The organism is Streptomyces sp. HUAS MS02, from assembly GCF_055702265.1.
Map to the genome: position 1 here is coordinate 3,802,160 of NZ_CM146747.1, position 12,402 is coordinate 3,814,561.

The 12,402-nt window shown below is 72.6% G+C and carries 12 protein-coding genes; 10 read left to right on the top strand and 2 right to left on the bottom strand.

Annotated elements, in window-relative coordinates; all coding sequences use genetic code 11:
• Positions 1–6 precede the first annotated feature (6 nt).
• Together ACZ9QC_RS16215 and ACZ9QC_RS16220 are read right to left on the bottom strand one after the other, a co-directional pair.
• Positions 7–771, bottom strand: a complete 765-nt coding sequence (locus ACZ9QC_RS16215) for a hypothetical protein (RefSeq protein ID WP_472920762.1) — start codon at positions 769–771, stop codon at positions 7–9.
• A gap of 83 nt (positions 772–854) precedes the next feature.
• A complete protein-coding gene (locus ACZ9QC_RS16220; RefSeq protein ID WP_472920763.1) occupies positions 855–1,889 on the bottom strand; it encodes a peptidoglycan DD-metalloendopeptidase family protein in 1,035 nt (344 codons plus the stop codon).
• 367 nt (positions 1,890–2,256) lie between these two features.
• Here ACZ9QC_RS16220 and ACZ9QC_RS16225 point away from each other — a divergent pair, with 367 nt between their 5' ends.
• The 10 genes from ACZ9QC_RS16225 (at position 2,257) to ACZ9QC_RS16270 (ending at position 12,398) form a co-directional block, all read left to right on the top strand.
• Positions 2,257–2,805 (top strand): DUF6668 family protein, encoded by a 549-nt coding sequence (locus ACZ9QC_RS16225; protein WP_472920764.1) that lies wholly within the window; start codon positions 2,257–2,259, stop codon positions 2,803–2,805.
• Positions 2,802–3,062, top strand: coding sequence for a hypothetical protein (locus ACZ9QC_RS16230; protein WP_329895697.1), 261 nt, complete (start codon positions 2,802–2,804; stop codon positions 3,060–3,062). Before ACZ9QC_RS16225 ends, ACZ9QC_RS16230 begins: the two co-directional genes overlap by 4 nt.
• Before the next feature lie 733 nt (positions 3,063–3,795).
• Positions 3,796–4,092 carry a hypothetical protein gene (locus tag ACZ9QC_RS16235; RefSeq protein ID WP_184904751.1) on the top strand — a complete coding sequence of 99 codons (297 nt, stop codon included), beginning with the start codon at positions 3,796–3,798 and terminating at the stop codon, positions 4,090–4,092.
• 31 nt (positions 4,093–4,123) lie between these two features.
• Positions 4,124–4,924 (top strand): DUF8175 domain-containg protein, encoded by an 801-nt coding sequence (locus ACZ9QC_RS16240; protein ID WP_472920765.1) that lies wholly within the window; start codon positions 4,124–4,126, stop codon positions 4,922–4,924.
• Between the two features lies 1 nt (position 4,925).
• Positions 4,926–6,122, top strand: a complete 1,197-nt coding sequence (locus ACZ9QC_RS16245) for a hypothetical protein (protein ID WP_472920766.1) — start codon at positions 4,926–4,928, stop codon at positions 6,120–6,122.
• Positions 6,123–6,359: 237 nt separating this feature from the next.
• A complete protein-coding gene (locus tag ACZ9QC_RS16250) occupies positions 6,360–7,853 on the top strand; it encodes an SCO6880 family protein (RefSeq protein WP_184904757.1) in 1,494 nt (497 codons plus the stop codon).
• A gap of 62 nt (positions 7,854–7,915) precedes the next feature.
• Complete coding sequence (locus ACZ9QC_RS16255; protein WP_472920767.1) at positions 7,916–9,358, top strand: ATP/GTP-binding protein; 1,443 nt, start codon at positions 7,916–7,918, stop codon at positions 9,356–9,358.
• Positions 9,359–9,641: 283 nt separating this feature from the next.
• The gene (locus ACZ9QC_RS16260; protein ID WP_472920768.1) at positions 9,642–11,393 is read left to right on the top strand and encodes a type IV secretory system conjugative DNA transfer family protein; all 1,752 of its coding nucleotides are present in this window, start codon (positions 9,642–9,644) and stop codon (positions 11,391–11,393) included.
• Positions 11,390–11,806 (top strand): DUF4913 domain-containing protein, encoded by a 417-nt coding sequence (locus ACZ9QC_RS16265; RefSeq protein WP_472920769.1) that lies wholly within the window; start codon positions 11,390–11,392, stop codon positions 11,804–11,806. The genes ACZ9QC_RS16260 and ACZ9QC_RS16265 overlap by 4 nt, the downstream gene beginning before the upstream one ends.
• 133 nt (positions 11,807–11,939) lie before the next feature.
• The gene (locus ACZ9QC_RS16270) at positions 11,940–12,398 is read left to right on the top strand and encodes a hypothetical protein (RefSeq protein WP_184904763.1); all 459 of its coding nucleotides are present in this window, start codon (positions 11,940–11,942) and stop codon (positions 12,396–12,398) included.
• Positions 12,399–12,402 lie beyond the last annotated feature (4 nt).

Consider the following 12,402-nt stretch of genomic DNA (forward strand, 5'->3'; position numbering starts at 1 on the left):
GTTCCCTCACTCGGGTCGGGCAGAAGGAGAAGGAGAAAGAGGAGTTGCGGGGGTGGCGGACGCGGCCGACGTGGACGGGTCCGGTGTCGGTATCGCTGCCTCCACCGTACGCACTTCGTCCACCCGCCACGGCTCGCCCTTGCCCGAGCGCACCAGCTTCACGTACACCGTGGCCTGAGGGCCGGTTCCCGTCCAGCCGTCGCGGCCGTGTGCGGTGCCGTCGACGAAGAGGGCGCGGAAGGCGTCCCTGGCCGAGTCGGAGGGCGCGTCCCCGTCGTCGTCCGGTTCCACCTCGACCGTGGTCCATGCCTCGTGCGCGGCCCAGGAGTTCCACTGTTCGCCGGCGCCGCTCGCGGGACGGTACGAGCGCTCAGCCTTCGCCTTGGCGGCGGTGAACCAGCGCGCGGAGCGCAGTACGGCGTCGTGCGGGCCGGTGTCGTACTTGGTGTCGTAGCCGTACGCGACCTCGGTCCAGGCCTCGGCGACGGCGGTCGCGTCCGTCTCGTCGACGCCGGTGGGGTTCGGGACACGGGCGTCCGGGCCGAGCGACTTCCCGGAAGGGAGGGGGGCCTTGGGGGTGAAGGGCGGTTCGGACGTGGCCGTGGAGCCGCCCGCCGTCTCGCGGTGGTCCTCCAGACCGCAGGCGGTGAGGACCGCGACGCCGGTCACGGTCGCGAGCAGGACCATGCCCGCCCGACGGACCACTCCTCCGCCGAAGCGGCCCGCCCCGCGTGCGTCTCGTTCCTCGCGCCCACCGCGCGCATCGCGCATCACGTTCACCCTGGTTCCCCTCCTCACCTCAGTGTCCTGCCCCGCCGAACCCGCCGAACCCGCCGAACTCGTCATCATCCTCACTACAGCCCCAGCCACGGCGCCGGATTCACGTACGCCCCGTTCTGCTGCACCTCGAAGTGGAGGTGGGCGCCGGTCGAGTAGCCGGTCGAGCCGACCAGGCCGACGCGTTGGCCGACCTTGACCTTGTCGCCGACGCTCACGCCGAGGCCGGACAGCATGTGGTTGTAGGTGGTGGAGATGGTGTCGCCGTTGATGGTTCCGTGGGAGATGACGACACGGTTGCCGTAGCCGTTGCTCCAGCCGGCGAAGGTCACCTCGCCGTCGCGGGCGGCGAGCACCGGCGTACCGGACGCCGCGCCGAAGTCGATGCCGGTGTGCAGTTTGCGGACCCCGAGCGTGGGGTGCATGCGCCAGCCGTACGGCGAGGTCACGGGCGGGTTGCCGGGGAGCGGCATCGCCATCTCCCGGCCGGCCGGGAGCTTGCCCGGCGGGTCGTCCACCGACTCGTACTTGGAGATCAGGGACTTGATGCGGGCGACATAGTTCTGGGTCTCGGTGTAGGGCGGGATGCCGCCGTACTTCTTCACCGCCCCCGGACCGGCGTTGTACGCGGCGAGCGCCAGGTCGAGGGTCTCGCCGGTCGCCTGGCCGCGGTCCTTGTAGCCCTGGACCTGCTCGGCGAGGGCGCAGTCGTAGCGGCCCTGGGCCATGATCGCGTCGCCGGGGTCGTACGGGGAGACGCGGCCGTTGCCGTCGTCGTCCTTGCCCCAGCTCGGCCAGGTGCCCGGCATGAACTGGCTCAACCCCTCGGCGCCGACCGGGGACTTGGCGTTCGGGTTCCAGCCCGACTCGGCCTCGATCTGCGCGGCGATCACCGCGGGCTTGATGACGTCGCACATGGCGCCCGCCTTGAGCACCCACGGCACGTACTCGGCCGGTACCTGGCCCGACTTGAGTCCTCCCCCGACGCCCTGCTCCTCGGCCTCGGCATCGCCGCCGCCACTCACCGCGACCATCATGACCACCGGCATCAGCACGGCCGCCACGCAGCCGCCGACGACCCAGGTCGTGACGGACCCTCCCCCGTTGGACATCTGCTCCCCTCAGCGTCGAAGTGGCGGGAAGGACGGGACGGACGGGACGGGACGAGATGCGGTGACGCGGTTCCGTCATGCTCCTCGTGACGTCGTTCCGTCATGTTCCTGCCACTTGGGTCCAGTCAGACGAGTCTCTCCGCTCACCCCCGCTCCGCGCGTCACCGGTGCGTCACAGGCTCGTCGCAGGAACTCACGTCCCGATTCCCAAGCCGCCCGTACGCCGTGAAGATCGGTGATGGGCGTCGCGCCGGGCACGCAACGGCGGCCGGCACCCCGCCGGGTGCACGGGCACCACGGGCTCAGGAAGACTGCGACGGGCGGACCGCGCCGAGCGGACCGCTGTGATCAGCGGCGGAAACAGGGAGTGGTGGAGAGCGGTGATGCGGTGATGCGGCCGGAGACGGGACAGGCGGCGGCCGGGCCGGAGATCTGGGTGCGGGGTCCGGTGACGGAGCCGGAGGCACGGCCGCCGGACCCGGCGCCCATGGCGGCGGCGAGCGCGCGGCGGTTCTCCTGGGTCGCCACGCACGGCGGCGCCGGGTCCACCACCCTCGCGACGGTCTTCGGCGGTCATGACGCGGGCCGCAACTGGCCGCGTCCCGACCAGGGCGAGCCGGGGTCGGTGCTCCTGGTGGGGCGCACGCACGCCGCCGGGCTCGACGCGGTCTCGCACACCCTGGACATCTTCCGGCGGGGCGACGCGCCGCCGGGGCTCGACCTCGACGCGATCGTGCTGGTCGCGGACGCGCCCGGCCGGCTGCCCCGGCAGCTGGTGCAGCGCGTGAAGGTGATCGGTTCCGTCATAGACGTCTACCGCGTGCCGTGGGTGCCCGCCTGGCGCACCGGCGATCTCACCGGCCCGCCGCCCCGGGAGAGCGCGGCACTGGCCCGTCTGACCGGGAGGACCCCATGAGCAGCACCCTGTACGCCGCCGCCTCGACGCTGGCCGCGCCTCCGGCCGTGGTCACCAACGAGCTCAACTACGTGCTGAACATCCTCGCCTGGCTGGTGACGGCGGCCGGCGTGTGCGGGCTGATGATCGTGGGCACGCGGATGGCCATCTCGCTGCGGTCCGGGGAGGGCGACGAGCACCTCAGCCAGTTCGCGGTGGTCATGGGCGCCTGCATCATCGGCGCGACGGCCGGACCGATCGTGGGGTTCGTGCTGTAGGGGGACGCCAGGCGCAAGACAGAGCGACGGCCCGCCGGTTCACGGGGAACCGCCGGGCCGTCGCCGTGGCTTCGGACGGCTTCGGCCGTGTCTTCGGACGGCTTCCGCCATGGCTTCGGACGGCTTCCGCCGTGACTTCAGGCGGCTCCCGCCATGGCTTCGCGCGGCTTCTGCCGTGCCTGACGGCTTCCACCGTGCTTTTGCGCGGCCTCCGCCGTGTCTGACGGCGGCTCCCGCCATGGCTTCGCGCGGCCTCCGCCGTGACTTCAGGCGGCCTCCGCCGAGGCTTCGGGCGGCTTCTCGTAGCGCGCGCGGGGCGCCCGGCGCGCCGAGTCGCAGCTCCGACGGACGACCCCGACGCGCAGGACCGCACGGCCCCGACGCGCAAGGGCACCCGACCCCCGCCGTGCGGCCCCGTCGCACATGAACACGTCGCTCTCTTCGCACGCCGGTGCGATGCCTTCCGCTTAGTCGCAGGTCCCGGCGTTTCTGACAGGGCGTCACTGTCCCGGACATGACGAGGAGTTCCCGTCTGTCACGAGCACGTCACCGGCAGGTGCTGGATCACTACATCGCTTGGTTTCGGCTCACAGCAGTCGCCAAGCTCACAGGGCGACCGGGAACCCAGGCACATCACGCCGGCCCCGAAAGCAACCAATGTCCCATCCGCTCACATCGGTCGACGCCGGTCCGCCGCCCACGGCGGGCGGCCGAGACCACGGGGAGAAACCACATGCTGCACGCGATAGCCGCCAAGGCTCATCAGTCCGTTTTCCTGGCCGACGGCACGGTCCCCAACCCCAACCGCGACGCCCCCGCCGAACTCACCGGCAAGGTCGACACCGTGCTCGGCATCGTCGCCTGGGCCGGCACCGCCGCCGGTGTCGCGGGTGTGCTGATCTGCGGCGCCATGATGGCGATCTCCATGCGCCGCGGCGAGGGCTCGGAGCACATGGGCCGACTCGGCATGGTCCTCGGCGGCTGTGTCCTGGTCGCCACCGCCGGCCCGCTCGTGAACTTCGTCTTCTAGTCGTCCGAGCACGTCGAAAGGGGGAGCGACGATGCCGAACTCCGGCCGGGCCCACGGGGGCAGCGGAGAGTGGGAGCAGCCGTTCTGGCAGCAGCGGGGCTGGATCCTGTCGGCCGGGTTCCTGGCGGTCCTGCTCGTCCTCGCGGTGCTCTTCGCGATCACGGGCAACGGCGGCGGGGGGTCGACCGGCGCGGCCGGCGATCCCGACCCGGCGCCCACCTCGACATCGGAGACGGGCTCGGACACGGGCTCGGACTCCGGTGGCGGTGACGGCGGTTCGGAGAAGCGGCCCGCCGGCTGCCGCACCGACGACCGCGACCAGGACAAGCCCACCGAGGCGCCGCGCGACTTCCACTGGAAGGCCAACGGCACCGGCCTGGTCCCGGTCTCCAAGGCGGCGGGCCCGCGCACGTACGACGGTCCGGTCTGGTCCTGCTTCGCCCACACCCCGCTGGGCGCCGTCATGGCCGTCCACTCCATCACCGACCACCTCAGCTACGACGGCTGGCGCGAGGTCGTAGACAAGCAGGTCGTGCCGGGCGCCGGCCGCGACGCGCTGATCGCGAGCCGCTCCCAGGAGGCGAACAAGTCGACCACGGGCTCGCCGGACGCAGGTGGCTACGCCGGCTTCACGGTCCTGTCGTACGACGAGACGCAGGCGACCGTGATGGTCCTGGTGCGCGGCATGGGCGAGGGCGGCTTCGGTTCCGCCTCGGTCACCGTGCGCTGGCGGGACGGCGACTGGAAGCTCGCCCCGGACCGGGACGGCACGGTCTACAGCGGGGTGTCGCAGGTCAGCGGCACCGACGGCTTCGTCACGTGGGAGGCGTGAGATGGCCTGCTCCTGGAAGCTCTACGACTGTGTGATCGAAGAGGGCGGCAAGCAGTTCACCGAGGGTGCCGTGGTCGTCTTCGCCAAGGCGATCGGCGACGGCGCGGCGGAGGTGCTCAAGGCGCTCAACGGCGTCTGGCTGAACATCGACGTGGAGAACCCGACGGGGAACGGCGGCGGCGGCCACGGCCAGGCGACCGCCGCGAGTCCCATCGGTCAGATCACCGCGGAGGTCAACTGGATCGTCGCCTACGTCGCGGTGGCCTCGTTGCTGCTGGCCGCGATCCGGATGGCCGTGGACCGCAAGGGCCAGTCGATGCGGCAGGCGTTCATGGGGATGTGGAAGGTCATCCTCGTCGGCGCGGCCTCCGTCCCCGTGGTCACGGCCCTGATGAGGGCGTCGGACGCGTACGCCAAGGACGTCTACGCGAGATCGAACCTCGGTGACAAGGCCACCGAGATGCTGGGCGTGCTGACGCTCAACCAACCAGGCCTGGTGCTGATCTTCGGTCTGCTGGTGATGCTGTCGAGCTTCGTCCAGATCGTGCTGATGTACATCCGCATCGGTGTCCTGATCATGCTGGTCGGCACGCTGCCGCTGGCCGCCGCCTCCTCGATGACCGGGTGGGGCGAGGGGTGGTGGAAGAAGCACATCGGCTGGCTCGCGGCCTGGCTGCTGTACAAGCCGGCGGCGGCACTGATCATCTACTCGGCCACCTCGATGACCAAGGACACCAAGGACCTGAACCAGGTCATCGCCGGCATGGGCATGCTGATCATGGCGGTGTTCGCGCTGCCCGCCCTGCTCAAGCTGATCGTCCCGGCCACGGCCGCCCTCGGCGGTACCTCGGGCGGCACCGTCGCCCTCGGCGTCGCCAACAACATGGCCTCCGGCGCGGTCAGCATCGCCGGCAGTGCCGTCGGCGCGGCAGGACAGTCGGGCGGCGGCGGGGGCGGCGGTTCCGCCGGCCCCCAGGGCTCGCCGTCCTCGGGCGCGGGCTCGTCGGCGGGCGGCGCCGCGGGCGGTGCCGGTGGCGCCGGTGCGGCGGCCGGTACCGCCGCCGCGGGAGCGGCCACGGCGGGCGCGGCCGTCGCGGTCCAGGCCGCCGCGGTAGTCGTCCAGACCGGCATGCAGGCGGCCTCCGAGGTCGCGGGCTCCCTGGACGACAACGACGGGATGAAGGGCCACAACCATTAGCCGGACCCCCGCGCCCCTGGAAAGCAGGGGCCGCAGGCCCCCTGCCTTTCCAGGGGCGCGGGGAACTGCGCGAGCAACCACGCACCACCCGCAGCCGCCATCCGACCCCAGTGCCCCGAGTTCGTAGGCACCCAGCACCCAACACCCCGCACCGCGCATTCCGCACCCCGCACCCCGCACCCAGCACCCAGCGACGGCACCCGGAAACCAGCGACCTCAGCCGGAAGAAGGAACCCCATGTCCACCGACGCCCTCACGCGTCCCACCTACGGAAACTGGCGCCGCCCCCGCCGCCCCGGCCTCGGCCCCCTGGGCCTCCTCGGCACCGTCGTGGCCTTCGGCGGACTCCTGGTCGCTCTGCTCGCCTCGCTGGTCTCGCTGCTGGCCGCGGTCCTCGTCCTCATCCCCCTCGGCCTCTTCCTCGCGCCGCTCGCGCTGCGCACGGTGGACGGCCGCAACATCTACCAGGTGGTCGCGGTGCGTATCGGTTGGCTCAGGCGCAAGGCGAACGGCTCCACGACGTACGTCTCCGGCCCGCTCTCCAAGCGTCCCGGCGGCCGCTTCCAGCCGCCGGGCCTGCTGGCCCGCACCAAGATGTACGAGGGCCGGGACGCCTACAACCGCGCCTTCGGGGTGATCCACCACCCCGGCCGCAACCTCTGCACGGTGGTCCTGGCCTGCGAGCCGGACGGTGGTTCGCTGGTCGACCCCGAGCAGGTCGACATCTGGGTGGCGTCCTGGGGCGACTGGCTCTCCCGGCTCTCGCACGAGCCGGGCCTGCGCGGCGCCCAGGTCGTCGTGGAGACCGCGCCGGACACCGGGACGCGGCTGGCGGCCGAGGTGCTGCCGCGCATCTCGCCGGACGCCCCGGCGGCGGCCCGCGCGGTGATGGAGGAGGTCGTCGCGCGCTACCCGTCCGCCTCCTCCGAGATGCACACCTACATCGCGCTCACCTACGGCCCCACCGGCGGCCCCAAGCGGGACGTCCAGGACGTCGTCACCGACCTGTCCATGCGGCTCCCCGGCCTGCTGTCGGGCCTGGTCGCGGCCGGCGGCGGCTCCGCGTACCCGCTCTCCGCCGACCGGCTCGCGGAGATCGTACGGGTGGCGTACGACCCCGCCGTGGCCCCCGACGTGCTGAGCGCGCGGGCCGAGCAGTCCACCACCGGCCTCGACTGGGCGGACGCGGGCCCGGCGGCGGCCGTGGAGACGGTGCAGTCGTACAAGCACGACTCGGGGGTCTCGCGGACCTGGATGCTGACGCTGGCACCGCGCGGCACGGTCCGGTCCAGCGTGCTGCGGGGCCTGCTGGAGCCGGCGTCGGGCACCCGCCGCAAGCGGGTCTCGCTGGTCTACCGCCCGATCGACCCGGCGACCTCCGCCCGAATCGTCGAGGCCGACCGGCGTGCCGCGCACTTCATGGCCGGCTCCAAGCGGGGGCTGGTCCAGGCGCGGGCCAGTTCCGAGATGCAGGCGGCCGAGCAGACGGCGGCCGAGGAGGCCGCGGGTGCCGGGCTCGTGGAGTTCTCGCTGATGGTGACGGTCACCGTCGACGACGAGGAGCAGTTGCCGGACGCGGCGATCACCGTACGCAACCTCCAGGCGTCCTCCCGCATCCTGATGCGCCCCGCCGACCGTATGCAGGCCTCCGCGTTCACCTGCACGCTCCCCGTCGGCCTGCTGCCGTGGGAGCACACCCTCGTTCCGTACCAGATCCGGGAGGCGCTGTGAGCAAGCGCGCTGCTGAACGTTCCGCAGGTCAGACACGTCCCACCCGTCCCGTACGGCCGCAAGTGGCGCCCCCGCGTGGGTGGTTCGGCCCCGGGGGCGGTCAGGTCGGGCATGTCGACCCGCCCGCGCTGTGGCGGGCCACGACGGTCCAGGCGTGCGGGCTGTGGCCCTTCGCGGCGGGTTCCGGCGCCCCGATGACGGGTGTGCCGCTCGGCCAGCACCTGCACACGGGTGCCACGGTCTGCGGCGACCCCATCTCCTGGTTCACCCGCGCCCGTTACATCTCCAACCCGTCCCTGTTCATGCTGGGCATGCCGGGCCTCGGCAAGTCCACGCTGGTCAACCGCATGCTGATCGGCATGGCGGCCACGGGCATCACCCCGCTGGTCCTCGGCGACCTCAAGCCCGACTACGCCGACACCGTCCGGGCGCTCGGCGGCCAGGTGATCTCCATCGGGCGTGGGGTGGGCGGCATCAACGTCCTCGACCCGGGCGCGATGGGCGAGGCGGCGCTGCGGATCGGCGGCGAGCGGGGCCGGATCCTGGCGGCGGAGGCGCACGGCCGTGTGCTGAACATGGTCGCGGCGCTGATCACCATCGTCCGGGGCCGCCCGATGGACGACCACGAGCAGTCCGTCCTCTCGGCGTGCCTGCACCATCTGACGGAACGTACGAAGCCGGGCCGGGCGCCGCTCCTCCCCGACCTGCTGAAGGTGCTGGACGAGGGCCCGGACCGGGTGCGCGCGGTGACCCTCGACCGGGGTGACGTGGCGCGCTACCAGGAGGCGGTGGATCCGCTGCACCGCTCGCTGCTGGGTGTGCTGGACGGTCCGCTCGGCGACACCTTCGCCTCCGAGACCTCCACCCGGATCGACCCCGCCTCGCCCGCCGTCTGCGTCGACATCTCCCGGATCGGCGAGGCGGACACGCAGCTCACGGCGGCGGCGATGCTGGCGGCGTGGTCGGACGGCCTCGGCACGGTCGCGGCGGCCCACGCGCTCGCCGACGCGGGTCTGGCCCCGCAGCGCTGGTTCTTCACGGTGCTGGACGAGCTGTGGCGCCCGCTGCGGGCCGCCTCCGGCATCGTCGAGCGCATCGACGCGCTCACCCGGCTCAACCGGTCCCTCGGGCTCGGCGACGCGAAGATCACGCACACGTTGAAGGACGCGGAGGCGCTGGGCAGCGAGGCGGACCGGGCGAAGGCCCGCGGGTTCGTGGAGCGGGCCGGGATGGTGGTGTGCGCGGGGCTTCCCCGTACGGAGATGAGGGAGCTCGGGGAGATCGTCGGTCTGTCGGAGCGGGAGATCGACCTCGTGTCGTCGTGGTCGTCACCGCCGGGGTGGGCCAGCACCGGGGGCAACGAGGAGCCGCCGGGTCGTGGCCGCTTCCTGATCAAGGTGGGTGGTCGGCCCGGGATCCCGATCAAGGTGTCGATCACGGACACGGAACGGCAACTCCACAACACGAACACGCGGTGGACTCCGTCGCTGTCGAAGGGCGCCTAGTGGGGTGGGCCGGGTGGGTACGTCGGCGGGTGCGGCTCCGGTGGGGCTTCTCGCGCAGTTCCCCGCGCCCCTAAAAGCATCAGGCCCCGCGGGCCTGAAAGCCCCAGCGGGGGCCTGAAAAGCGCGGGGCGAAGCCCCCGCTTTTCAGGGGCGCGGGGAACTGCGCGACCAGCCCCCACCGGACGGACGTCTGGGGGTCGAAGGGGCACCGCCCCTTGAGGACGGGACGGGTAGGGGCGGCGGGGGCGAAGAAGAAGTCCGATCAGCTGACGGGTGAACAGAGATGGCCACACGCAAGCAACACCACACCACCACCGACGACCTACTGCCCTGGATCATCCCCGGCGCCGCCCTGCTCATCGGCACCCTCTTCCTCACCGCCTGGCTGGGCGGCACCCTCGCCGCCGCCCTCACCGGCGCAGGCTGGCACCCACCCCCCTTCACCCCGACCACCCTCAAGACCCTCGTCACGGACGGCCCCACGCCCCTGTGGCCCACGACCTCGCCCGGCACCCTCACCGCCGGCATGGGCACGGTCTTCGGCGCCACCCTCACCCTGCTCGTCACCCCCGTCGTCCTCATCACCCGCCGAGGCGGAAAGCCCACCGGCCTCGCGGGCCGCCGCGAACTCGCCGCCCTCCTCCCGAAGGGCGCCGCCGCCCGCGCCCGCCAACTCCGCCCGTCCCTCCCGAAGTCCGGCAGGCTCCCCGCCGACGACACGGGCAACCTCCTGGGCAACCTGGAGCCCGGCGGCCCTGAACTCCGCAGCAGCTACGAGGACGTGGAGCTGGACCTGATGGCACCGAGGGCCGGCAAGTCCACCGGCATAGCGGTCCCCCGTGTCCTGCGGGCCCGCGGCAGCGTCCTGCTGACGTCCAACAAGGCGGACGTGTACAGCGTGACCCGCGCGGAACGCGAACGCGCGGGCACGGTCTGGACGTTCGACCCGCAGGGCATCGCCCACACCACGCGCGGCCTGTGGTGGGACATGCTCGCCGACGCGGCCACCATCGAAGGCGCCCGCCGTCTGGCCGGCCACTTCGTCGGCGCGGTCAACGACGACGCCTCCAAGCGGGACTTCTGGATCTCGGCGGCCCAGAACACGCTCACCGCGCTCTTCCACGCGGCCAACCGGGGCGGGCGCCAGGTCGGCGAGGTGCTGGCCTGGCTCGCGGACCCGGCCGACCGCACACCCGTCGACCTGCTGCGCGACGCGGGCATGGCGGCCCTCGCCGACCAGCTCCAGGGCACCGTCCAGGGCGCGGTGGAGACCCGCGACGGCATCTACGAGACGGCCCGCCAGTGCGTGGCCTGCCTGCTCGACCCGGTGATCGCCGCCTGGGTGAGCCCGGACCCGGAGCTGCCGCAGTTCCTGCCCGAACGGCATGTGCTGTCCTGCGACACCCTCTACCTGCTCTCCAAGGACGGCGGCGGCTCGGCCGCCGGTGTCATCGCCGCCTGCGCGGACTCCGTCCTGCGCGCGGGCGTCGTGGCGGCGGAGCGGATGGGCGGGCGCCTGGACCCGCCGATGACGGCGGTACTGGACGAGGCGGCCAACGTCTGCCGGATCTCCGACCTGCCCGACCTCTACTCCCACTTCGGCTCGCGCGGCATCAACGTCGTGACCCTGCTGCAGAGTTACCGCCAGGGCACCCGGGTGTGGGGCGAGGCGGGGATGGACGCGCTGTGGGGCGCCGCCACCATCAAGCTGCTCGGCGCGGGCCTCGACGACGCGGACTTCGTCGAGAAGGTCTCGCGGCTGGTCGGCGAGCACGACGTGTCGACGGTCAGCTACTCCCGCGGCAAGGGCGGGCGTTCCCGCTCGACGTCGTACCGCCTGGAACGCATCCTGCCCGCCGACCGTATCCGCGCCCTCCCCAAGGGCACCGCCCTCCTCCTCGCCACCGGCGTCAAACCCGCGCTGGTCCGCCTCCGCCCCTGGTACGCCGAGCCCGGCGCCGACCGTATCGCGCTGGCCGCGCAGGCCGAGGTCAAGGCGATCACGGCGCGCGCCACAGAGAGGATCGTCCGATGACCACCACCGTCGAACAGCCCGGCCCGCAGCAGCCGCTGCCCGCCGTGGGCCCGCCGTTCATCCTCTACCTCGACGGCGCCGAGTACGCCGAGGAGATGCACGGCCTGGCCGTCTGGGTCGGGGACCTGCTGCTCCCGGTCTACGGCCGGGAGGTCAGCTCGCAGCAGCCCTGGTGCCCGCGCTGGTGGGAGCACCTGGAGGCGGTGGCCCGGCTGCACGCCCTGTGGCTGGCCTGGCAGGAACTCACCGACCCCACGGCGGGCCCGACGGGTCCGGCGGTCTGGCACCGCGACCACCTCGGGCCCGTCCTGGCCGAACTCCGCTCCCCCGGCGGCCCGTTCGCGGGCTGCAAGGAGGGCGCCCACCGCGCGAAGCAACCGCCGACCGTGGAGCCGTACGGGACGGGGTACTGAGGGGCGGTCGGCTCCTACCGGACCCGCCGGACAACCCCCCTACCCTGAACCGACGCGCAGCCGATCACAAGGCGGCCACCAGCGGAAACGGACCGACAGCGGTCATCGTCCGCGGCCGACGGGAGAGACAACCATGGACAACCCGACCCTGGAGTACTTCGAGGACGTCGTCGACTGGCGCCACCGCCGGGCGGGGCGCGCGCACACCCTGGTGCGGGCGGTGCGCTCCACCGTCACCGGCCGGGTGGTCGCGGTGGTGTCGGAGCTGGCGAGCAACCCCGACGACCGGGGCGTCACCGACGACTTCGGCAGCGTCGCGGACGCCGTACTGCCCGCCCTGCGGCGGGCGTTCGGCGCGGAGCCGGTCGAGGTCTTCTGGATCGCCCACTTCGGGGCGTTCTCGTACCACGACCCGACCGGCCCGGAGTCCTTCACCCAGATCGTCCTCACCGCGGGCCCTGAGGGACACGTCGACGACCTGTCCGGGGACCGTACGTTCACCGCGCGGGACGTGGAGGAACTCCTGGGCCACGGGCTCGAACCCGTGCCCCAGGTGCTCGCCCGTATCGACCACGAAGCGACACGGGGGTGAGCTG